Annotated in this window: 22 protein-coding genes; 8 read left to right on the top strand and 14 right to left on the bottom strand. The window is 72.7% G+C overall.

Annotated features, from left to right (window positions below; genetic code table 11):
• The first annotated feature begins 97 nt into the window (after positions 1-97).
• On the top strand, positions 98-970 hold the full coding sequence (locus ACIG87_RS17105; RefSeq protein ID WP_396851459.1) for an HAD family hydrolase: 873 nt from the start codon (positions 98-100) through the stop codon (positions 968-970).
• Positions 971-1,021: 51 nt separating this feature from the next.
• On the opposite strand, the gene ACIG87_RS17100 is transcribed toward ACIG87_RS17105, so the two are convergent.
• The 6 genes from ACIG87_RS17100 to ACIG87_RS17075 form a co-directional block, all read right to left on the bottom strand.
• Positions 1,022-1,879 (bottom strand): lysophospholipid acyltransferase family protein, encoded by an 858-nt coding sequence (locus ACIG87_RS17100; RefSeq protein WP_396851544.1) that lies wholly within the window; start codon positions 1,877-1,879, stop codon positions 1,022-1,024.
• Between the two features lie 128 nt (positions 1,880-2,007).
• A complete protein-coding gene (locus ACIG87_RS17095; RefSeq protein WP_396851458.1) occupies positions 2,008-3,081 on the bottom strand; it encodes an NAD-dependent epimerase/dehydratase family protein in 1,074 nt (357 codons plus the stop codon).
• A 120-nt stretch (positions 3,082-3,201) separates the two neighbouring features.
• Complete coding sequence (locus tag ACIG87_RS17090) at positions 3,202-3,303, bottom strand: 30S ribosomal protein bS22 (RefSeq protein WP_007465623.1); 102 nt, start codon at positions 3,301-3,303, stop codon at positions 3,202-3,204.
• A 207-nt stretch (positions 3,304-3,510) separates the two neighbouring features.
• On the bottom strand, positions 3,511-3,723 hold the full coding sequence (locus ACIG87_RS17085) for a helix-turn-helix domain-containing protein (protein WP_088646105.1): 213 nt from the start codon (positions 3,721-3,723) through the stop codon (positions 3,511-3,513).
• 186 nt (positions 3,724-3,909) lie between these two features.
• Positions 3,910-5,220, bottom strand: coding sequence for a hypothetical protein (locus ACIG87_RS17080; RefSeq protein ID WP_396851457.1), 1,311 nt, complete (start codon positions 5,218-5,220; stop codon positions 3,910-3,912).
• Between the two features lie 64 nt (positions 5,221-5,284).
• Positions 5,285-6,205: a proline dehydrogenase family protein gene (locus tag ACIG87_RS17075; RefSeq protein ID WP_396851456.1), complete on the bottom strand. Its 921-nt coding sequence runs from the start codon at positions 6,203-6,205 to the stop codon at positions 5,285-5,287.
• Positions 6,206-6,329: 124 nt separating this feature from the next.
• On the opposite strand from ACIG87_RS17075, the gene ACIG87_RS17070 reads away from it, so the two are divergent.
• From ACIG87_RS17070 to ACIG87_RS17060, 3 genes are read left to right on the top strand one after another with little or no spacing between them, the layout of a single operon-like run.
• Positions 6,330-6,611, top strand: coding sequence for a hypothetical protein (locus tag ACIG87_RS17070; RefSeq protein ID WP_396851455.1), 282 nt, complete (start codon positions 6,330-6,332; stop codon positions 6,609-6,611).
• A 2-nt stretch (positions 6,612-6,613) separates the two neighbouring features.
• Positions 6,614-7,780: a glutathionylspermidine synthase family protein gene (locus ACIG87_RS17065; RefSeq protein WP_396851454.1), complete on the top strand. Its 1,167-nt coding sequence runs from the start codon at positions 6,614-6,616 to the stop codon at positions 7,778-7,780.
• A 19-nt stretch (positions 7,781-7,799) separates the two neighbouring features.
• Positions 7,800-8,363 carry a CGNR zinc finger domain-containing protein gene (locus tag ACIG87_RS17060; RefSeq protein ID WP_396851453.1) on the top strand — a complete coding sequence of 188 codons (564 nt, stop codon included), beginning with the start codon at positions 7,800-7,802 and terminating at the stop codon, positions 8,361-8,363.
• Positions 8,364-8,516: 153 nt separating this feature from the next.
• Here ACIG87_RS17060 and ACIG87_RS17055 read toward each other — a convergent pair whose 3' ends face one another.
• Positions 8,517-9,323, bottom strand: coding sequence for a sugar phosphate isomerase/epimerase family protein (locus ACIG87_RS17055; RefSeq protein WP_396851452.1), 807 nt, complete (start codon positions 9,321-9,323; stop codon positions 8,517-8,519).
• 76 nt (positions 9,324-9,399) lie between these two features.
• Positions 9,400-10,344: a Ppx/GppA phosphatase family protein gene (locus ACIG87_RS17050; protein WP_396851451.1), complete on the bottom strand. Its 945-nt coding sequence runs from the start codon at positions 10,342-10,344 to the stop codon at positions 9,400-9,402.
• Between the two features lie 73 nt (positions 10,345-10,417).
• On the opposite strand from ACIG87_RS17050, the gene ACIG87_RS17045 reads away from it, so the two are divergent.
• On the top strand, positions 10,418-11,230 hold the full coding sequence (locus tag ACIG87_RS17045) for a hypothetical protein (RefSeq protein WP_396851450.1): 813 nt from the start codon (positions 10,418-10,420) through the stop codon (positions 11,228-11,230).
• A gap of 91 nt (positions 11,231-11,321) precedes the next feature.
• Here the strand turns inward: ACIG87_RS17045 and ACIG87_RS17040 are convergent, their stop codons facing one another.
• A complete protein-coding gene (locus tag ACIG87_RS17040; protein ID WP_396851449.1) occupies positions 11,322-12,005 on the bottom strand; it encodes a response regulator in 684 nt (227 codons plus the stop codon).
• Between the two features lie 22 nt (positions 12,006-12,027).
• Positions 12,028-13,215 carry a sensor histidine kinase gene (locus ACIG87_RS17035; protein WP_396851543.1) on the bottom strand — a complete coding sequence of 396 codons (1,188 nt, stop codon included), beginning with the start codon at positions 13,213-13,215 and terminating at the stop codon, positions 12,028-12,030.
• A 307-nt stretch (positions 13,216-13,522) separates the two neighbouring features.
• Between ACIG87_RS17035 and phoU the strand changes: the two genes are divergently transcribed.
• The gene (phoU, locus tag ACIG87_RS17030; RefSeq protein ID WP_396851448.1) at positions 13,523-14,176 is read left to right on the top strand and encodes a phosphate signaling complex protein PhoU; all 654 of its coding nucleotides are present in this window, start codon (positions 13,523-13,525) and stop codon (positions 14,174-14,176) included.
• 89 nt (positions 14,177-14,265) lie between these two features.
• Here phoU and ACIG87_RS17025 read toward each other — a convergent pair whose 3' ends face one another.
• Complete coding sequence (locus ACIG87_RS17025; RefSeq protein WP_396851447.1) at positions 14,266-15,033, bottom strand: phosphoglyceromutase; 768 nt, start codon at positions 15,031-15,033, stop codon at positions 14,266-14,268.
• Between the two features lie 151 nt (positions 15,034-15,184).
• Here ACIG87_RS17025 and ACIG87_RS17020 point away from each other — a divergent pair, with 151 nt between their 5' ends.
• Positions 15,185-16,507, top strand: coding sequence for an MDR family MFS transporter (locus ACIG87_RS17020; RefSeq protein WP_396851446.1), 1,323 nt, complete (start codon positions 15,185-15,187; stop codon positions 16,505-16,507).
• A 457-nt stretch (positions 16,508-16,964) separates the two neighbouring features.
• Here ACIG87_RS17020 and ACIG87_RS17015 read toward each other — a convergent pair whose 3' ends face one another.
• The 3 genes from ACIG87_RS17015 to mshA all read right to left on the bottom strand — a co-directional run bounded on the left by ACIG87_RS17015 (position 16,965) and on the right by mshA (position 19,932).
• Positions 16,965-17,918, bottom strand: coding sequence for a hypothetical protein (locus ACIG87_RS17015; RefSeq protein ID WP_396851445.1), 954 nt, complete (start codon positions 17,916-17,918; stop codon positions 16,965-16,967).
• Between the two features lie 76 nt (positions 17,919-17,994).
• Positions 17,995-18,510, bottom strand: coding sequence for a YbjN domain-containing protein (locus ACIG87_RS17010; RefSeq protein ID WP_396851444.1), 516 nt, complete (start codon positions 18,508-18,510; stop codon positions 17,995-17,997).
• 57 nt (positions 18,511-18,567) lie between these two features.
• Complete coding sequence (gene mshA, locus ACIG87_RS17005) at positions 18,568-19,932, bottom strand: D-inositol-3-phosphate glycosyltransferase (protein WP_396851443.1); 1,365 nt, start codon at positions 19,930-19,932, stop codon at positions 18,568-18,570.
• Between the two features lie 182 nt (positions 19,933-20,114).
• On the opposite strand from mshA, the gene ACIG87_RS17000 reads away from it, so the two are divergent.
• Entirely contained in the window at positions 20,115-20,882 is a 768-nt protein-coding gene (locus tag ACIG87_RS17000; RefSeq protein ID WP_396851442.1) for an SDR family oxidoreductase, read from the top strand.
• Positions 20,883-20,909: the final 27 nt, after the last annotated feature.

Here is a 20,909-nt window from a genome sequence, read left to right as displayed (position 1 = left end):
ACGCCACAGTTCCCGCTTCGACCGGTCGGCCGGAGTCCGTGCCGGACTAGGCTCGGAACCGGAGCGGGCCGGGTCGTCGTCGCTGGAGGGAGGTGCCATGGCCAACACTCGCAAGGTCACGGTCAGCACCGACGTCCACGGGCACACCGCCGGCTGGGCGGACGCGACGGCACCACCCGTCCCCGCGCCGACGGATCCCCGGGCCGCCGCGTTCTTCGACGTCGACAACACCATGATGCAGGGCGCGTCGATCTACTGGTTCGCCCGTGGGCTCGCCGCCCGCAGGTACTTCACCACCGGTGACCTGGCCCGGTTCGCCTGGCAGCAGGCCCGGTTCCGACTGCTGGCCACCGAGCACGCCGGTGACATGTCGCACGCCAAGCAGGCAGCCCTCGCCTTCGTCGAGGGTTGGCGGGTCGACGACGTCGAACGGCTCGCCGAGGAGATCTTCGACGAGTTGATGGCGCCGAGGATCTGGGCCGGCACCCGTCGTCTCGCCCAGCGGCACCTCGACGCCGGACGGCGGGTCTGGCTGGTCAGCGCCGCGCCGGTGGAGATCGGCCGGGTGATCGCCTCCCGGCTCGGCCTGACCGGCGCGATCGGCACGGTCGCCGAGATCGTCGACGGGGCCTACACCGGCCGGCTGGTGGGTGAGCTGATGCACGGGCCGGCCAAGGCCGAGGCGGTCACCCAGCTCGCCACGGTCGAAGGACTGGACCTGGCGCGGTGCACCGCCTACAGCGACTCCCGCAACGACCTGCCGATGCTCAGCGCGGTGGGACAGGCAGTGGCGATCAACCCGGACGCCGCGCTGCTGCGCGTGGCCCGGGAGCAGGGCTGGGAGGTTCGTGACTTCCGCACCGGCCGGCGGGCCGCCAGGATCGCCGTACCGTCGACGGCCGCGGTCGGTCTGCTGGCCGGCGCGGTCTCCGCCGGCCTGGCGCTGCACCGACGTCGCCGCCCGGCCTGAACCGCACCGGCCGTCGACCGGTGCCGCCCTGTCGGTGTCGAGGCGGTCCGCTCAGGGGCCGAACGGGTCGGGGCGGCGTTCCAGCAGGTGGTGCAGGGTCTGCTGGATGGTCTCCCGCACCTGGTCGGCGAGGTTGAACACGACCAGCGGATCGTCCGCCGAGTCGGTCAGGTGCGCGGTCGGGACCGGCGGGCAGAACTCGATCAACCACTTGCTCGGCAGCGGCACCATGCCCAGCGGCCCGAGCCAGGGGAACGTCGGCGTGACCGGGAAGTAGGGCAGCTTGAGCAGCCGGGCCAGCGGCTTGATGTCGGCCAGCATCGGATAGATCTCCTCGCCGCCGACGATGGCGACCGGGACGATCGGGGTGCCGGTACGCAGCGCCGCCGAGACGAAGCCACCCCGACCGAAGCGTTGCAGCTTGTAGCGGTCGGAGTAGAGCTTGCCGACGCCCTTGAAACCCTCCGGGAAGACGCCCACCAGTTCCCCGTTGCCGAGTAGCCGCTCGGCGTCCGGGTTGCAGGCGACCGTACCGCCGGTCTTGCGGGCCAGCTCGGAGACCACCGGCATCCGGAAGACCAGGTCCGCGCCGAGCAACCGCAGGTAGCGGTGGGCCGGATGCTGGTCGTGCAGGGCGGCGGAGAGGATCAGCGCGTCCAGGGCCACCGTGCCGGAGTGGTTGCCGACCACCAGACCGGCCCCGTCGGCGGGCACGTGTTCCAGGCCACCGACCTCGGTGCGGAACCAGTCGCGGTAGAGCAGCCGCAGCAGTGGGTGGAAGACCGCCCCGGTCAGCTCCGGGTCGAAGCCGAACTCGTCCACCTCGTACTGGCCGGAGAGGCGTCGGCGGAGGAACGCCAGGCCGGAGGCGACCCTACGGTCCCACTGGTCACCGGGCCGGTCCGCCACCGCCGGACCGGAGCCGGCCGAGGCGGCGGCGGTCGGGCCGGGTAGCCCCGGGCCGGGGACCGCTCCGTGGGGGACGGGTGGGGCGGGGACGGGTGGCGTGGTGCGCCGGCGGTGGCCGTTCTGCTCGGTCACGTACGTTCCCGGACGGCCGAGCGGACCTGCCGGATGCTCTCCAGCACCAACTCCTCGGCGGCGGCGAGCCGGTCCCGGCTGACCACCACACCACCGTGGTGGGCGCGGACGAAGTCGTCGAACGCGACGGCGGTGGAGCGCGGGGTGAAGCCGTACTCCTGGGTCAGTCGACTGGTGTCGACCACCCGGCCGTGCACGATCAGGTCGACCTGGTCCAGGCCGTAACGGCCGAAGCCGAGGTTACGGGCGATCGCGGCGGCCCCGGACAACCCCGGCTCCCACACCGGCACCGCCACCCGTCCGGCCCGGCGGATCGCCTGGGACAGCGAGAGCACCCCCGGTCCGGCGACGTTGTACGTGCCCGGATGGTCCTCGGCGATCGACCGGTGCAGCACTTCGAGGGCATCGTCGAAGTGCACGAACTGGAGCCGCGGATCGCGGCCGAAGACGGTGGGCACCACCGGCTGGGACAGGTAACGGGTGAGCGTGGTGTCGGCGGTGGAGCCGATGAACGGGGCGAAGCGCAGCACCGTCGCGGTGACGTCGGGTCGACGGCGACGGAAGCCGCGCACGTACCCCTCGATGTCCAGGATGTCGCGGCCGAAACCGCCGCGCGGCACCTCGCGGGGCTCGGTCTCCTCGGTGAAGACCGCCGGGTCGCGGAAGGACGCGCCGTAGGCGGCGGTCGACGAGCGGACCACCAGCTTGCGCAAGCGGGGCGCCCGCTGGCAGGCGGCGAGGAGCTGCATGGTGCCGATGACGTTCTGTTCCTTCATCGCCGACCGACCGCCGTGCTGCGGGTCGGGGGCGGTGGCCAGGGCCAGGTGGACCACGGCGTCGACGTCGAGGTCGGCGAGCAGCCCGCCGAGCGAGTCGAGGTCCAGGCGGATCCGTTCGACCCGGTCGAGCAGGTCGGTGAACTCGGGAGCAGGGGTGGCCGGGTCGACACCGATCACCCGTTCGATGCGTGGGTCGGCGGCGAGCCGGGCGGCGACGTGTGCGCCCAGGTAGCGGCCGACCCCGGTCACGACGACGACCCCCGGAGCACCTGGGGTGCCACCGGGGGTCATCGCGCACGCCCTGACCGGCAGGAGGGACCGAGCCGGGATGTCCGCGGCCTGATCACCTGAGCCTCCGAGGGTCGACAGTTGGCAAGTGGTGCCGGATGCCGGGTGGTGACCCGGCTCCGGTCACTTGCCGAGACGGCGACGCTGGACGCGGGTCTTGCGCAGCAGCTTGCGGTGCTTCTTCTTAGCCATGCGCTTGCGGCGCTTCTTGACCACCGAGCCCATACGACAGCCTTTCAATGCAACGTTCGGGGGCGAACCCGCGGCGTCGAGATGGTGACGCCGTTGGCCGCTTACGGACAACGGACCTGGGCCAGCCTGGTGGCGTCGGGGCGCACCGGCGTACGGTCAGGATCGGCTCCAGGGTAACCGGAGAGCGTCAGCAGGACCAACGCGCCCCCGTCGATGCCCGTTACGTCACGATCGGCGAGGTCAGGCGGTCTCCTGGAACGCTCCCCGCAGATAGTCGTGCACCGCGTGCTCGGGCACCCGGAAGGACCGGCCCACCCGGACTGCGGTGAGTTCACCGCTGTGCACCAGGCGATAGACCGTCATCTTGGACACCCGCATCACCGAGGCCACCTCGGCGACCGTGAGGAACCTGACGTCCGACAGCCGACCGTCGGAGGACTGCGACCCGGCCATGGCTCACCCGACCCATCCCATGCCCGGCGCGCGCCACCCGACGGAGCTCCCGTGCGGGCCGGCAACGCGCGTGTTATCAGTACGGTAGCGGGACGGCTGTGACCTGCGCGATCCCTTCCGGCAACTGATCCTGCGCGAGATGCCGTTCACCCGGTCGTGACCTGGTGTCTTCCACCTGGACGCAGACTACGTTCGGGTGCGGACGTAGCCGACGCACTCGTCGTGCAACGGTTGCCACGGCTCGCCGAAGACCTGCGCGGACGCCTCGGAGACGGTCCGGCCCTCGTGCAGTACCGCCCGGAAGAAGGCCAGCATCCGCTGCTCGCCGTACCGGTCGGCGAGGTGTCGGACGGCCAGGTAGCCGACGCCGTAGGCGGCGCCCGCCCGGTCGGCCGGGGCGTCGTCGGCCGGGGCGAGGCCGGCCAGCCGACCGTCCCAGCCGTCGGCGACGAACCGGTGGACCTCGTCCAGCCCCTCGTAGCGGTCGACCGGGGCGTTGTCGGTGGCGGCGTACTCGGCCAACCCCTCCACCAGCCACCAGGTCTGCCCACCGGAATAGCCCGCCGGGGGCAGCGATGCCGCGTGGGTCAGCTCGTGCCGGAGCAGCTCGTCGGGGCCACTGGCGGTGAGCGCGGCGGCGTTGAGCACCACCTCGTGCCGCCCGTCGCCGACGGTGACCGCGTACCCGGCGGTCCACCGGGGTCGGCCCCCGCCGTACCAGCGCAGCCACTCGGATCGGCCGGCGTAGAAGATCCGGTACCGGTCCGGGGGCGGACCGGCCACCGCGTACCGGTCGGCGACCTCCGCCGCCGCCTCGGCCCCGGCCAGCAGCCCCGGCAGCCGCTCGCGGTACGCCGGGGTGGTGGCCACCACCGTCCGTGGGCCGACGGCGGCGACCAGCTCGCTGACCTCCCAGGGTCGCGGACCGGTCCGTTCCGATCGGGACTCCTCGACGGCGAGCAGGACCGGGGCGTCGTCGGACCCGCGCCACCGGGTCTGGACCCGCACCGGGTCGGGCCGGCAGTCCGGCACGACGAGGCAGTACCGGAAGGTGACCGGCTGCCGCCACCGGCCGGGCTGCCCGGGGACGGCGGTGGGCAGCCCCTCCGGCTCGGCCCGCCACACCGTCACCCGCAGCGCCCGCAGCGCGGCGTACCGGCGGGCCAGGGCGGACCGGGCGGACCGGTCGGCGATCGCCAGGAAGCCGGCGCGGTCGCCCCGCAGCAGCGCGGCGGCCTGCCGATCGAGCTGGGCGGCGAGGTGCCGGCCGGTGCGGACGGCCAGGTCGGCCGGATCAGCCAGGTCGGCCGGGCCCGCCGGACCGGCCGGATCGGCCGACGCGCCCGCCGGTCGGGCCACCACCTGACGATCGGCGGCCCGACGGCCGGCTCCGGCCAGCAGCGCCGCCGGCAGACCGCAGGTGAGCAGCGCGAGAACCACCGCGAGCGCCGTCCACCGCGACCACGGTGGGCGACGGCGCGGGGCGTCCTCGGTCACCGGCGAAGGGTACGACGAATCGGGCGATCCGGCCAGAGTCACCCGCGCGGCGACCCGACCCGGCTCACTTCTTCGACGCCAGCGCCCGGCCGAAGAACATCAGGTTCGCGGGACGCTCGGCGAGGCGACGCATCAGGTAGCCGTACCAGTCCTCGCCGTACGGCAGGTAGGTGCGCACCGTGTAGCCCTCGCCGGCCAGCCGGGCCTGCTCCTCGGGGCGGATGCCGTACAACATCTGGAACTCGAACTCGTCCGGTCCCCGGTCGAACCAGCGGGCCCGGTCCTCGCCGATGGCGATCAGGCGCGGGTCGTGGGTGGCCAGCATCGGGTAACCGTCCCCGGACATCAGCACGTTGAGACACCGCACGTACGACTTGTCCACCTCACGGGCCGCCTGGTAGGCCACCGACTCCGGCTCGGAGTACGCGCCCTTGCACAGCCGCACCCGCGACCCGACGCCGGCCAACTCCCGGCAGTCCGACTCGGTACGCCGCAGGTACGCCTGGAGCACCGCGCCGGTCGACGGGTGGTCCTTGCGCAGCTTGGTCAGCGCGTCCAGGGTCGAGTCGGTGGTGGTGTGGTCCTCCATGTCCAGGGTGACCGTGGTGCCCGCCTGGTCGGCCGCGACGCAGATCGCCCGCGCGTTGTCGTACGCCAACTGCTCGTCGAACCGCTGGCCGAGGGCGGAGAGCTTCACGCTCACCTCGGCGGCCGGGGTCAGCCCGGCGGCGGCGAGCAGTTGCAGCAGGGTGAGGTACTCGTCCCGGGTGGCGGTCGCCTGTTCGGGGGTGACGGTGTCCTCGCCGAGGTTGTCGAGGGTGACCGCGAGGCCGTCGGCGACGAGTGCGCGGGTCGCGCGCAACGCGTCGTCGGTGCCGGTGCCGGCGACGAACCGGCGGACGACGTCCCGGGTGAACGGGGCCGTCGCGACGAGCCGCTCGACCTGGGATGACCGGGAGGCGGCGAGGATGACGGAACGGAGCATGAGCCGAGGGTATCGCCCGGCGGTACGGCTGCGCCCGGCGGCGGCCGGACCTCATCGGGCAGGTTCCAACCGCATCACAGGCCCCGGTCCGGGGGCGCGCGGGTGGCGTAGATCGGTTACAACCATGAACGTGGAACGACACCCCCGCCGCCGGCTGCGGTCGGCCTCCGTGCAGCTCGGTGCGCTCACCGCGCTGGCGCTCGCCCTCTCCGGCTGCAACCTGACCTCCGACGACGACGATGACGACTGCGCCCTCGGGCCGGTCGGCGGCGGGGACACCGTCGCGCTCGCCATGCAGGTCCCGACGGTCGGCATCGATCCCCGGACCGCCGCGCCCGACCCGGTGGCCGGCGCGCTGCCGGAGCGCGGCGGCTTCGGCACCCACCTCGCCTCCTGCGGCGGCTGACGGTGCGCCGCGAGCGGGTCACCCCCCGCCCGGACTTCGACGCGGTGATCCGCAGCCAGGGACTGGTGTACGTCGACACCGAGCTGCCCGACGGCGAGATCATGTCGTACTGGGACGAGTCGGCCGCATACGCCTTCGAGCTGGACGAGGTGTTACGGCTGGAGGAGGCGACCGAGGAGCTGCACCGGATGTCGGTGGCCGCCGCCGAGCACGTGGTGGCCCGCAACCGGTACGCGGAGTTCGGTATCCCGGCCTGGGCCGCGGAGGCGGTGGCCCGGTCGCTGCACGAACGCCCGCCCACCCTGTACGGCCGGTTCGACCTCGCCTACGACGGCTCGTGGCCGCCGAAGCTGCTGGAGTACAACGCCGACACCCCGACCGCCCTGGTCGAGGCGAGCATCGTCCAGTGGTACTGGCTGGAGGAGACCCGCCCCGACGCGGACCAGTGGAACAGCCTGCACGAGCGACTGGTCGGGGCGTGGGCGAAGATCGGCACCGGGCTGCACGACCGGCGGGTGCACGTGTGCTGGTCGAACGAGGAGGAGTCCGGCGAGGACCAGATCACCGCCGGCTACCTGGCCGAGACGGCCCGGCAGGCCGGGCTGGACGTGACGCTGCTGCCGATCCAGCACCTCGGCTGGGACGGCCGGCGCTTCGTCGACGCCGCCGACCGGCCGGTCACCACCTGCTTCAAGCTCTACCCGTGGGAGTGGATGCTGGCCGAGCCGTACGGCCGTCCGGCGCTGGACCCGGGCACCCCGACCACCTGGATCGAGCCGGCCTGGAAGCTGCTGCTGTCGAACAAGGCGCTGCTGGCCGTGCTCTGGGAGCTGTACCCGGGGCACGAGTACCTGCTCCCGGCGTACCTGGACTCGCCGCGCGGGATGCCGGAGTACGTGGCGAAGCCGCTGCTCGGCCGGGAGGGCGGCTCGGTACGCATCGTGACCGGCGACGCGGAGATCAGCAATCCGGGGATCTACGGTGAGGAGGGTTTCTGCTACCAGGAGTTCCGGGCGTTGCCGCAGTTCGACGGGGGCCGGATGGTGCTGGGCAGTTGGATCGTCGACGGGGAGTCGGCCGGCGTCGGCATCCGAGAGAGCGAGAGTCTGATCACCGACGGTTACGCGCGCTTTCTGCCGCACTACATCGACGCGCCGCGTGCCGCATGAGTCGTCTACCGTTGGTCAGGTGAACTTCGACGCGTACGCCAGGACCGGCGTCGACCTCGTCAACGCCCGCCTGGACGGCCTCGACGACCTGCGGGCCCTCATTCCGGACGACAACGCGTGGATGCGCGACGAGGTCGCCGAGCGGGACCTGGCGATCTTCCGCCGGGCGCAGAAGCGCCTGCGCGACGTCTTCGAGTACGGCACCTCGGGGCGCGACGCCCAGGCGGTGGCCGAGCTGAACGCCATGCTGGAGGCGTTCCCGGTGCAGCCGCGCATCTCCGGTCACGACTCCAGCGACTGGCACATGCACGTGACCAGCCGGGGCGCCTCGGTCAGCGCGGAGTACCTGGCCGGCGCGGTGTGGGGCCTGTCGGTCTGGCTCTGCGAGTACGGCAGCGCCCGGTTCGGGGTCTGCGCCGACGAGCGCTGCGGCAACGTCTACCTGGACACCTCGTCCAACTGCTGCCGCCGGTTCTGCTCGGAGCGCTGCGCCACCCGTTCCCACGTCGCCGCCCACCGCGCCCGCAAACGCGCCGCCACCGAACACCCCACCCCACCCCCCACCCTCACCCCAGTCCCCTAACCCCCAAACCCCCACCCAAACCCCACCCCCACGAGTTGATCAAGAAGTTTACGTCACGTTTCTCCGCAGGGCTGACGCAAACCTCTTGATCACCGGAACGGGGGGAGGGGGGAGGGGGAAGGGGGGAAGGGGGGTGGGGGGTGGGGGGTGGGGTCAGGCGTTGAGGGGGGAGGGGGCGGTGAGGTGGGCGCGGGCGAAGGCGAGGGACTCGCGTAGGTCGGCCTCGCGGACGGCGCGGCTCCTGGCGCCCCGGGTGGTCACCTCCACCGCGACCGAGCCGGTGAAGCCACGGCCGGCCAGCGAACGGAGCAGCTCGGCGCAGGGCTGGTTGCCCCGGCCGGGCACCAGGTGCTCGTCGCGCCCCTCCCCGGTGCCGTCACCGAGGTGTACGTGGGCCAGGCCGGCGCCCATCCGGTCGGCCATCGCCCGCGAGTCGGTGTGCGACGCGGCGCAGTGCGACAGGTCGAGCGTGTACGAGGGGTAGCCGGCCTCGGTCGGATCCCAGCCGGGCACGTACGGGACGAACTGCCGCCCGGCCATCCGTACCGGGTACATGTTCTCCACCGCGAGGCGCAGCCCGCCGAACCGGCCGGCGACGGCGTCCAGCCCGTCGGCAAAGCTCCGGGCGTAGTCACGCTGCCAGCTGAACGGCGGGTGCACCACCACCGTCGGCGCCTCCAACGTGTCGGCCAGCTCGGCGGCCCGGCGCAGCCGCTCCCACGGGTCGGGGCTCCACACCCGCTGGGTGACCAGCAGACAGGGGGCGTGCACCGACAGCACCGGCACGCCGTAGTGCCTGGCGAGGCCCTGTAGCGCGCCGGCGTCCTGGCTGACGGCATCGGTCCAGACCATCACCTCGACGCCGTCGTAGCCGAGCGCCGCAGCGAGTTGGAACGCCGCCGCGGTCCGTTCGGGAAAGACCGAGGAAGTGGACAGGAGCACCGGGACGCGGGAAGTCACAACCCTGAGAGTAGCCCGGCCGGTCACCCCACTTCCGGACGAGCAACCGCAAAACCCCCGGGACGACCGCTGCACGTCACATCGGTTCCAGCTGATCCAACCGTCTGAGGATGACGCCCTCACGCAACGCCCACGGGCAGATGTCCACCGCCGGCAGGTCGAACCGGCGCAGCACCGCCTCGGCCACCACGGCACCGGCCAGCAGTTGGTGGGCCCGTCCGACGCTCACCCCCTCCAACTCGGGGAGCTGGGCCGGTGGGATGTGCCGGACGAACCCCAGCACCTGCCGCACCCCGGTCCGGGTGAGGCTGCGTCGGGCCCACAGGCCCGCCGAGGAGGGCGCCGCCCCGGCCAGCCGGGCCAGCGTCCGGAAGGTCTTCGAGGTGGCGACCGGGCGTTCCCAGCCCACCCCCGCCAGCTTCTCCACCACCGGGTCGAGTTGCGCGTCGACGTACTGCCGCAGTTCCTCCACGGCCTCGGCGGTCGGCGGCGTCCGCCCCGACGGGTCGACGTGCAGCCGCTCCCGACTCAGCCGACCGGCCCCCAGCGGCAACGACACCGCCACCTCCGGGTCCTCGTCGATGCCGGCGGCCAACTCCAACGAGCCGCCACCGATGTCCATCGCCAGCAGCCGCCCCGCCGACCAACCGAACCACCGCCGGACCGCGAGGAAGGTCGCCCGCGCCTCGTCCGCCCCGGAGAGCACCTCCAGCCGTACGCCGGTCTCCTCCCGCACCCGGGTCAGCACCTCGGCCGCGTTGGTGGCGTCACGCACCGCGCTGGTCGCGAAGGCCAGCAGGTCGTCGACGGCCAGGGCGGTGGCCGCCGACCGGGCCGACCCGACCGCCTCGACCAGCCCGTCGGCACCGGCCTGGGTGAGCGCGCCGTCCGGCCCGATCTGCTCGGCCAGCCGCAGCACCACCTTCTCGGAGTGCGCCGCCCACGGATGCGCGCCGTGGTGGGCGTCGACCACCAGCAGATGAACCGTGTTGGAACCGACGTCGAGCACACCCAGCCGCATGAGAAGACCCTAGGGCCAACGCGTTTCCGCGGCTCGCCGGCCCGCGGGACCGACCCCGCGTACGCTGGGCCGGGTGACGAGCCAGGTGGAGCTGCACGTGCTGGTGGACGACCCCGGTGACCCCCGTAGCCGGGAGGTGGGGCTGGACTTCCCTCGTGAGTGGATCGAGTTCGTCGACCCGGCCGACGAGCGGCACCTGGTCCGCGCCGACCTCACCTGGCTGCTGTCCCGCTGGACGTGCATCTTCGGCCGGGGCTGCCACGGCATCGTCGCCGGCCGGGCCGCCGACGGCTGCTGCTCGCACGGCGCGTTCTTCACCGACGCCGACGACGAGAAGCGGGTCCGGGCCGCCGTCAAGCGGCTCACCCCGCAGACCTGGCAGCACTTCCGCCGGGGTACGAAGAACTGGACCGAGACCGACACCATCGACGGGAAGAACCCGGCCCGGCGTACCGCCACCCAGGGCGAAGACGCCCCGTGCGTGTTCCTCAACGACGCCGACTTCCCCGGCGGGGGCGGCTGCGCCCTGCACGGCCAGGCGCTGCGCGACGGCGTACACCCGCTGGAGTACAAGCCGGACGTCTGCTGGCAGCTGCCGATCCGCCGGGACCAGGAGTGGACCACGCGACCCGACGACACCAAGGTGCTGGTCTCCACGCTGGCGGAGTTCGACCGGCGGGGCTGGGGCTCCGGCGGGCACGACCTGGACTGGTGGTGCACCTCCTCCACCGACGCGCACGTGGGCACCGAACCGATGTACGTCTCGTACGGCCCGGAGCTGACCGCGCTGATCGGCGGGCCCGCGTACGCGAAGCTGGTGGAGCTGTGCGCGGCCCGGCTGCGCCAGGGTCAGATCGCCCCGCACCCGGCCAGCACCGAGAGGTGAGCAGGGACGCCCGGCCCGTCGCCCCTGCCCCCACCTGGCAGACCTACGGCCCAGGCCGACCTACGGCCCGAACCTGTGGCCCCGGGCCGGCCTACGGCTCGAACTTGTAGCCCAGCCCACGCACGGTGACGATGAACCGGGGTGCGGACGGCTCCGGTTCGATCTTGGAGCGCAGCCGCTTGACGTGCACGTCCAGGGTCTTGGTGTCACCGACGTAGTCGGCACCCCAGACCCGGTCGATGAGCTGGCCCCGGGTGAGCACCCGCCCGGCGTTGCGCAGCAGCAGCTCCAGCAGCTCGAACTCCTTGAGCGGCAGCTGCACGGCCGTCCCGTCGACGGTCACCACGTGCCGTTCGATGTCCATCCGGACCGGGCCGGCAGCCAGGGTCGGCGCACCCGACTCGGTCGCCTCGGGGGTCTGCCGGCGCAGCACGGCCCGGATGCGGGCCACCAACTCCCGGGGCGAGTACGGCTTGGTGACGTAGTCGTCGGCACCGATCTCCAGCCCGACCACCTTGTCGATCTCGCTGTCCCGGGCGGTCACCATGATGATCGGCACGTGCGAGCGCTGTCGCAGCTGCCGGCAGACCTCCGTCCCGGACATCTCCGGGAGCATCAGGTCGAGCAGCACGATGTCCGCGCCGGTCCGGTCGAACTCGGTGAGGGCGGAGGTGCCCGTCGCGGCGACGGACACCTCGAAGCCCTCCTTGCGGAGCATGTACGACAAGGCGTCGGAGAACGACTCCTCGTCCTCGACCACCAGTACGCGGCTCAACGGGGTGTTTCCTTTCATACGGTCAGACCTGGCGGAGTTCGGCCGGGCCGGGCTCGATACCAGCGGACGGCAGTATCGTCTCCAGGGCGTCCGGAGGGCCGGCGGGTAGCCGGAGGGTGAACGTCGAGCCCCCTCCCAGAGTGCTCGCCACCTCCACCCGGCCGCCATGGTTGCTGGCGATGTGTTTGACGATGGCCAGGCCGAGGCCGGTGCCACCGGTGGCGCGGGACCGGGCCTGGTCGGCCCGGTAGAACCGTTCGAAGATCCGGTCGACATCGGTGGGGGCGATCCCGATGCCCTGGTCGGTGACGGAGACCGTGACGTGGTCGTCGTCCGCCCGGGTGGTGACCCGGACGGTGGTGTCCTCGCCGGAGTAGGTGATCGCGTTCTCGACGAGGTTGGACACGGCGGTGGCGAGCTGGCTGTCGCTGCCGTACGCGGTCAGGCCCCGGTCCCCGTCGGTCACCACCTGGATCCGGCGGGCGGCGGCCGAGGTGCGGGTCCGGTCGAGCACCTCGGCGATCACCCAGTCGATCGCGACGGGCTCCGGCGCGGGTTGCGGCTCGGCGCCCTGGAGCCGGGTCAGCTCCAGCAACTCCTGCACCAGCCGGCCGAGCCGGGTCGACTCGTGTTGGATCCGCTCGGCGAACCGGCGGGCGGCCAGCATGTCCTCCGAGAGCTCGGGTGCTCCGTCGGCCGGTTCGGTGGCGTCGACCAGGGCCTCGGCGAGCAGTTGCAGCGCCCCGATCGGGGTCTTCAACTCGTGGCTGACGTTGGCCACGAAGTCCCGCCGCACCCGGGCCAGCCGGTGCGACTCGGTGACGTCGGCCGCTTCGACGGCGATGAACCCGCTGCCGAGGCCCATCGCCCGCAGGTGCACGCCGAGGGGGTTCTCCCCGGCGTTGTCGCGGCCACGGGGCAGGTCCAGCTCGATCTCGCGCCGCACCCCGGTGCGTCGGACCTGCCCGGCGAGGGTACGGATCAACGGATGGGCGGCGATGGAACCGGGGGTGGCGCCGGTACGGAGCAGTCCCATCGCTCGAGCGGCCGGGTTCACCAGCACCGGCACGTCGTCCGGGCCGAGCACCACGACACCGGCGCGGAGCGAGTCGATGGTCTTGCGGCCGAGCCCGGATAGCCCGCCGGACTGGTCGTCGGGAATCGCACGCCTCCCCATACTCCAGCGAGAGCCCTCGCTCCCGGACGACACCGCTCGGTGTCGCCAGTCGCGGACGGGTCGCGACAGCAGCAGCCCGGCGACCAGTCCGGTCACCAGAGCCGCCACGATCGCCACCGCCCACTCCACCCGGCGATCGTAGGGTCATTGTTAACCTGGCTATCGCCCAGAACGGGACGAACCACACTCGCTTTGGCAGAAATTCACTCCCGGGCCCCGCGTCGTTCACCCGGGTTCATCTCGGGTCCGTCGCCCCCGCCTACGGTGGGTTCCGCACCTGCTCAACCCGTACGCCGACGATCCTTCGGGCCGCCGGCGACACCGACCCCAGGAAGTGACGATGCGCGACGAGTTCCGGGCCGACCTGCAGATTGTCAGCCAACTGCTGGTGGACATGGCGGAGGGGGTGCGCGCCGCGATGCGCCAGGCCACCCGCGGCCTGCTCACCGCCGACCGCGAGGCGTCCGAGGCCGTGATCGCGCGGGACGCCGAGATCGACGACCTCTACCAGCACGTCGAGGAGCGGGTCTGCGACCTGCTCGCCCGGCAGGCGCCGGTCGCTTCCGACCTGCGCGCGATGATCACCGCCCTGCACGTCGCGGCCGATCTGGAGCGGATGGGCGACCTGGCCGACCACGTGGCGAAGACCGCGCTGCGCCGGCACCCGTCACCGGCGGTGCCGGCCGAGCTGCGGCCGGTCTTCACCGACATGGCGTCGGTCGCCGACCGGATGGCCGAGAAGATCGGCAAGGTGCTGGCCAGCCCCGACGCCGACATCGCCGCCGAGTTGGACCGCGACGACGACGTCATGGACGACCTGCACAAGAGCCTGTTCGGCATGCTGCTCGGTGACGAGTGGCCGTACGGGGTGGAGACGGCCATCGACGCCACCCTGCTCGGCCGCTTCTACGAGCGGTTCGCCGACCACGCGGTCAACGCCGGCGAGCGGGTGGTCTACCTGATCACCGGCGAGACCGCCCCCGCCGCGAGCTGACCCGGGGCGGCCTCCAGGGCGCGACCGAACGATAGGGAGAGGGCTCCCCGTCAGGCGGAATCCGCCGGCGGGGAGCCCTTCCTCGCGACTCAGCGGCCCTGGTTGGCGACCGCGGCGGCGGCTTCCTTGGCGGCGGTGGGGTCGAGGTAGGTGCCGCCCAGGGTGAGCGGGCGCAGCTGCGGGTCGAGGTCGTAGCGCAGCGGGATGCCGGTGGGGATGTTCAGCTTGGCGATCGCCGAGTCGGAGATCTGGTCGAGGTGCTTGACCAGGGCGCGCAGCGAGTTGCCGTGTGCCGCCACCAGCACCGTCCGGCCGGCGAGGATGTCCGGCACGATCGAGTCGTACCAGTACGGGAGCATCCGCTCCACCACGTCCTTGAGGCACTCGGTACGCGGCATCAGCTCGCCGGGCAGCAACGCGTAACGCGGATCACCGACCTGCGAGAACTCGTCGTCGTCGGCAATCGGCGGCGGGGGGGTGTCGTACGAGCGACGCCAGAGCATGAACTGCTCCTCGCCGTACTCGTCCAGGGTCTGCTTCTTGTTCTTGCCCTGCAGGGCGCCGTAGTGCCGCTCGTTGAGCCGCCACGACCGGCGCACCGCGATCCAGTGCCGGTCGGCGGCGTTCAGCGCCAGCTCGGCGGTGCGGATCGCCCGGCGCATCACGCTGGTGTGCACCACGTCCGGCAGCAGGTCGTGTTCGCGCAGCAGCTCGCCGCCGCGACGCGCCTCCGCCTCGCCCTTGGCCGTCAGGTCGACGTCGACCCAGCCGGTGAAGAGGTTCTTCGCGTTCCAGTCGCTCTCGCCGTGCCGCAGCAGGACCAGCGTCCCGACGGTGGGCCCCTCGCTCGCAGTCATGCCGATCATCCTGCCGCACGACGCGCAGGGACACGCGGGCGGTGGTGGTGACGACCACCACGTGGAAAAGCCGGTGACCGGGGTCCGGCCCCGGAACTAGGTTGTAAGGCGCTTCAAGGACAACGGTCATTACCTGAGCGGGGGCGCGGGCGTGCGGACGGTACGGGGCTGGTTCCGGGACACCACCGGTGGACTACCGAGGACCTTCTGGTACCTCTGGGCCGGCACCCTGATCAACCGGCTCGGGTCGTTCGTGCTGATCTTCCTCGCCATCTACCTGACCCAGGCGCGCGACTTCTCCGCCGCCCAGGCCGGCCTGGTGATCGGCCTGTGGGGGGTCGGTGGGGCGGTGGGCACCACCGTCGGCGGCACCCTGGCCGACCGGTGGGGACGGCGGCCCACCCTGCTCACCGCCCACCTGGGCGCGGCCACCATGATGCTGGCCCTCGGCTTCGCCCGGCCGCTCTGGACGGTGGCGGTGGGCGCGCTGCTGCTCGGCATGTTCGCCGAGGCGGCGAGGCCGACCTTCGGGGCCATGATGGTCGACGTGGTGCCGGAACGGGACCGGCTGCGGGCGTTCTCGCTCAACTACTGGGCGATCAACCTGGGCTTCGCCTGCGCCGCCGTGCTCGCCGGGCTCGCCGCCGAGGCCAGCTACCTGCTGCTCTTCGTGGTCGACGCGGCCACCACGCTGGTCACCGCGCTGATCATCTTCGTCCGGGTCGGCGAGACCCGAGGTGCCCCGACGGTCACCGCCCCCACGGGCGGGCCGGCCCCGCTGGGCGCGCTGCGCACCATCGCCTCCGACCGGATCTTCCTGGGGTTCGTCACGCTCAACCTGTTCGGCGCGTTGGTCTTCCTCCAGCACATCTCGATGCTGCCGATCGCGATGGGCGACGCCGGGCTGTCCCCGGCCACCTACGGTTCGGTGATCGCGCTCAACGGGGTGCTGATCGTGGCGGGCCAACTCTTCGTCCCCCGGCTGATCCGGGGGCGGAGCCGGTCGCACGTGCTGGCCCTCGCCTCGGTGGTGATGGGCGTCGGCTTCGGGCTGACCGCGTTCGCCGACGCCGCCTGGTTCTTCGGTCTCACCGTCCTGATCTGGACGCTCGGCGAGATGCTCAACTCCCCGTCCAACGCCACCCTGATCGCCGAACTCTCCCCGGCCGAGCTACGGGGCCGCTACCAGGGCGTCTTCTCGCTCTCCTGGCAGGTGGCCGGCGCGGTCGCCCCGGTGCTCGGCGGGGTGGTCCGGGAGCATGCCGGCAACGGCACGCTCTGGCTGGGCTGCGCCGCGATCGGCGCGATGACCGCGCTGGCCCACCTGCTCTCCGGGCCGGCCCGGGAACGCCGGGCGACCCGCCTGCGTCGTCCCGCCGAGCCGGTCGCGCCGGTCACCGCCGTCACACCGCCGGTGCCCCAGGCCGCCGAGGCCGCGGCGACCGCACCGGCCGCCGTCCGCGCCTCCACCTGAGTACGGGGTACGGGCGGGCCGCCGATCGCAAGCCCGGCGGCGAATGAGCCCTACCGGGGCCGGTCCGCCAAGATCTGTACGACAACGGCAGAGCGCCCACCGGAGACCCTCAGGTTGCCGGTGGGCGCTCGTACCGCCTGCCCGGCGGCGGCGGGCGACCCTCACCCCCGTAAGCGTCGCCCGCTCGCGCCGCCGGTTCCCGGGTGGCACCGTCCCCCAACGGCGTGATCCACCCGATTTGCGCCTCGCTCGGTGCACGGATCTGATCGATCCGCCGCTCCCCCGAACGTTTCCGAGCGTGGCGCGATACAATAAAGTTAGTTCGCCCGGTTTCCGGATTCAACCCGCGAGCACTGTCTCGCCGGTCACAACACCGGCCGTCCGAGCTGCGGCATCCCTGTTCCGGGCCTCGTCGGTGCCAACATGCGGCTACCCGGCAGCCATTCCCGTAAACGCCTCAACCGGCTTCCCGATCGGGTGACTCGGTGCGGAAGAAATTGCTCTGCCGACCGTCCCGCAACTGCTCCTGAAAGATCAGGTTCAGCTTCCGGCTGTCGAACGTCCGGAACCAGTCGTCCCAGCTCACCGCCTGCAACCGGCGGCTCACCCGGTAGCCGGGCAGGTCGAAGGTGAGCACCCCCGGCCGACCGCCCCGCTCGGTGCCGGCGATGGTGGCCGGCTTCGCCCCCCGGGCTGCGGCCCAGTTCCGGATCACCTGGTGGTTGGTGGTGACCAGGCTGCGCCCGGGACGTTCGGGCCGGTCCGCCGGGGAGGAGATGAGCTGCGAGGATCGTACCGACCGGGAGGTCGACCTGCCGGTACGGGTGCCCGACCCGGCGACCTTCGGGCCCGTCCGCGACCCGATGGCCGGTTTCGCCCGGGACGACGCGGTCGCTGCGGACCGCGAGGGCGACGTCGCCTTCGCCCGGGACGCGGAAGTCGCCTTCGCCCTGGACGCCGACGTCACCTTGGCCCGGGAGGCGGAGGTCGCCGCCCGCCGGGCCGCCGCCGGGGCGGCCTTCCGCGCCGCAGTGGCCTTCCGCGCCGGAGCCGGGGCCGCCTTCGTCCGGGCCGACGTGCTCTTGCGGGCACCGGCCGCCGGAGCGGCGGACCTCCTGGCGGCGGGCTTCCTGGCGGGCGCGCGCCCCGACGGGCCGGTGCTGCGTCGTGCGGCACCGCCGGCCCGGCCCTCCGCGCGCAACGTCCGCGCGAGGGTCTTCACCAGTTCCGGCTTGCGCAGCGCGGAGATTCCGGAGACTCCCCGGCGACGCAGCTGACCCCGAATGTCGTCGACTCTCATCCGGGAGATCTCCGACTCGGAGATGCCCGGCGTGTTCGGGGTCCGGTTTCCCACCTGACGCGTGGTCCTGGTCGCCGTCGCGCCGCGACCTGAGCTGATCCGCTGAGCCATGACACGCTCCTCGACAGTCCGTCCTCGGCCTGCGGCGGGTCCCACACTGCCGCACCGCAGCGGTGCGGCATACCCGTCAGGACCGGTCTGAACCTCCGGAGGACGGTTCGAAGAGGTGGGCGAAGGCGGCGAGGTTCGCGGTCGACTCGCCCCGCTTGACCCGCCACTCCCACTCCCGGCGGATGGAGCTGCCGAAGCCGATCTCCAGCATGGTGTCGAAGGACTCGTCGGCGTAGCTCAGCACCGCCCCGAACAGCCGGTCCAACTCGTCGGCGTCGACACCGGACGGGTTGACCCGGCCGGTGAGGTAGACGTCCCCGACCGCGTCGATCGAGAACGCGACGCCGTACATCCGGGCGTTGCGCTGGAGCAGCCACGCCCACAGCTCCTCACGCCGCTCGTCGGGCTGGCGCATCACGAACGCCTCGACCCGCAGCGCGTGCTCGCCGACGATCAGGTTGCAGATCGTCTTGAGCTTGTGGGTGCCGGGCAGGGTGACCGCGTACGAGCCCTCGCCGGTGGCCTCCCAGTCCAGCTCCCGCTCGGTGCAGACCGACTCGATCAGGGCCGCCAGCTCGCTCTTCGCGCTCATCGCACCCACTCTACGGCCGGGGTGACGAGCCCACCGGGCGGCGCGGAGGTGGCCCGGTCACCAGGAGCAGGTGAGCGCCGGGCCCTCGGCCAGCCGGGCTCCCCACCGCTCCCGGTGCTCGGTGACCGCCTCACCGTAGACCGCGAGCAGACCGGAGACGGTGCGCTCCCAGGAGAAGCTCCGGGCGTGCTGGGCGGCCCCCCGGCCCAACGCCTCCCGGCCCGACCGGTCGGGCAGCAGCCGGGCCAGCGTGCCGGCCCATTCGGTCGGGTCGTGGCCGTGTACGAGCACGCCGCTGACCTGGTCCCGTACCGCGGTGACCAGGCCACCCACGGCGGCGGCGAGCACCGGCGTGCCGCAGGCCTGCGCCTCCAACGCGACCAGACCGAAGGACTCGTTGTGCGAGGGCACCGCCACCAGGTCGGCGGCCCGGTAGAGGGCCGGCAGGTCGTCCCCGGTCTGCGGCGGCAGGAAACGCACCCGGTCGGCCACCCCCAGCGAGCCGGCCAACTCGATCAGCGAGGTGGGCCGGTCCAGGCCGCTGCCGCTCGGGCCGCCGCAGATCACCACGGTCACCTGGTCGGCGAGGGCCGGATCCCGCTCCCGCAACGCCGCGAACGCGCGGACCAGCACGTCGGGGGCCTTCAACGGCTGAATCCGGCCGACGAACGCGACGACGTACCCCTCGGTGGGCAGCCCCAGCCGACGGCGGGCGGCGCGGGTGGCGGCGGCCCGGTCCCCGGCGGCGGGGCGGAACCGGTCCAGGTCGACGCCGGGTTCGACGACGGCTACCCGGGCCGGGTCGGCGGCGTAGCGGCTGACCAGGTCGGTCGCCTCCACCCGGGTGTTCGCCACCAGCCGGTCGGCCTCGGCGACCACCTGTTCCTCACCGATCACCCGGGCCTTCGGCTCCGGCCGGTCACCGGCGGCGAGCTGGTCGTTCTTCACCTTCGCCAGGGTGTGCGCGGTGTGCACCAGCGGCACCCCCCAACGCTCCTTGGCCAGCCAGCCGACCTGGCCGGAGAGCCAGTAGTGCGAGTGGATCAGGTCGTAGTACCCCGGCGGGCGGGCCGCCTCGGCGCGCAGCACCCCGGCGGTGAAGGCACAGAGCTGCCCGGGCAACTCCTCCTTGGTCAGCCCTTCCAACGGGCCGGAGGTGACGTGCCGGACGTGCACCCCGGGGGCCATCTCCACCACCGGGGGCAGGTCACCGGAGGTGGCCCGGGTGAAGATCTCCACCTCGACGTTCGCCTCGGCGAGCCGGCGGGCGACCTCCAGGATGTAGACGTTCATACCGCCCGCGTCGCCGGTGCCCGGCTGGTGCAGCGGCGAGGTGTGCACCGACACGGTGGCGATCCGGCGGGGCCGGGGCCACGGCAGGGCACCTCGCTGACGACCGACGCCGATGTGCTGATCCGCCACGTCCGCTCCTTCTGTCACGGTTGATGCCGTCCTGCACGACCGGCGCTCCTCGGTCAACCTTCACGCCGGGTGTCATCTTCCCCATCGGGCTTCGGAAATGCGTCCCCCCGGGTCGCCGGCGTGACGGACCTCATCACCGGACCCCGGGGCCGGTACCTCGTGGCCGGGGTGAGAATGGCCGGATGACCTCTGTCGCGATCGTCACCGGGGCGTCCAGCGGGATCGGCGCGGCCACCGCCCGCCGGCTCGCCGCCGAGGGTTTCCACGTGCTCGCCGCCGCCCGTCGCACCGACCGGCTCGCCGGTCTGGTCGCCGAGATCGCGGCGGCCGGTGGCAGCGCCGCGGCGGTGGCCTGCGACGTCACCTCGGACGAGTCGGTGGCCGGGTTGGCCCGAGCCGCCGCCGAGGCACCCGGGCCGGTCACCGTCCTGGTCAACAACGCCGGTGGCGCACGCGGGCTGGACCCGGTGGAGTCCGGCTCGGTGGCCGACTGGCAGTGGATGTACGACGTGAACGTGCTCGGCACGCTCCGGGTCACCCAGGCCCTGCTGCCGGCCCTGGAGCACTCCGACGCCGGGACCATCGTGGTGGTCTCGTCCACCGCCGGCTTCACCGTGTACGAGGGCGGCGGCGGCTACACCGCGGCCAAGCACGCGCAGACCGCCGTGGCCGGCACCCTCCGGCTGGAGTTGTGCGGCCGACCGGTCCGGGTGGTCGAGATCGACCCCGGGATGGTGCGGACCGAGGAGTTCGGCCTGAACCGGTTCGACGGGGACGCGGCGAAGGCCGACGCCACCTATGCCGGGGTGGCGCAGCCGCTGGTGGCCGAGGACGTCGCCGAGTGCATCGCGTGGTGCGCGACCCTCCCGCACCATGTCAACGTGGACCGGTTGGTGGTCCGCCCGCTGGCCCAGGCCGCCCAGCACAAGGTGCACCGGGTCGGTCAGTGAGCCGACTCGGCCGGCGGTGCGGCCGGC

Origin of the sequence: Micromonospora sp. NPDC051925, from assembly GCF_044548625.1 — a bacterium.
Lineage (GTDB): Bacteria > Actinomycetota > Actinomycetes > Mycobacteriales > Micromonosporaceae > Micromonospora.
The sequence above is the reverse complement of the archived record's forward strand: the minus strand, read 5'-3'. Positions and strand labels throughout refer to the sequence as shown.

Bases quoted from the DNA above. Each gene is read 5' to 3' on its own strand.
- ACIG87_RS17105 (WP_396851459.1), top strand. From the start codon at position 98: ATGGCCAACACTCGCAAGGTCACGGTCAGCACCGACGTCCACGGGCAC.
- ACIG87_RS17095 (WP_396851458.1), bottom strand. From the start codon at position 3,081: ATGACCCCCGGTGGCACCCCAGGTGCTCCGGGGGTCGTCGTCGTGACC.
- ACIG87_RS17090 (WP_007465623.1), bottom strand. From the start codon at position 3,303: ATGGGCTCGGTGGTCAAGAAGCGCCGCAAGCGCATGGCTAAGAAGAAG.
- ACIG87_RS17085 (WP_088646105.1), bottom strand. From the start codon at position 3,723: ATGGCCGGGTCGCAGTCCTCCGACGGTCGGCTGTCGGACGTCAGGTTC.
- ACIG87_RS17075 (WP_396851456.1), bottom strand. From the start codon at position 6,205: ATGCTCCGTTCCGTCATCCTCGCCGCCTCCCGGTCATCCCAGGTCGAG.
- ACIG87_RS17070 (WP_396851455.1), top strand. From the start codon at position 6,330: ATGAACGTGGAACGACACCCCCGCCGCCGGCTGCGGTCGGCCTCCGTG.
- ACIG87_RS17050 (WP_396851451.1), bottom strand. From the start codon at position 10,344: ATGCGGCTGGGTGTGCTCGACGTCGGTTCCAACACGGTTCATCTGCTG.
- phoU (WP_396851448.1), top strand. From the start codon at position 13,523: ATGCGCGACGAGTTCCGGGCCGACCTGCAGATTGTCAGCCAACTGCTG.
- ACIG87_RS17025 (WP_396851447.1), bottom strand. From the start codon at position 15,033: ATGACTGCGAGCGAGGGGCCCACCGTCGGGACGCTGGTCCTGCTGCGG.
- ACIG87_RS17015 (WP_396851445.1), bottom strand. From the start codon at position 17,918: ATGGCTCAGCGGATCAGCTCAGGTCGCGGCGCGACGGCGACCAGGACC.
- ACIG87_RS17010 (WP_396851444.1), bottom strand. From the start codon at position 18,510: ATGAGCGCGAAGAGCGAGCTGGCGGCCCTGATCGAGTCGGTCTGCACC.
- ACIG87_RS17000 (WP_396851442.1), top strand. From the start codon at position 20,115: ATGACCTCTGTCGCGATCGTCACCGGGGCGTCCAGCGGGATCGGCGCG.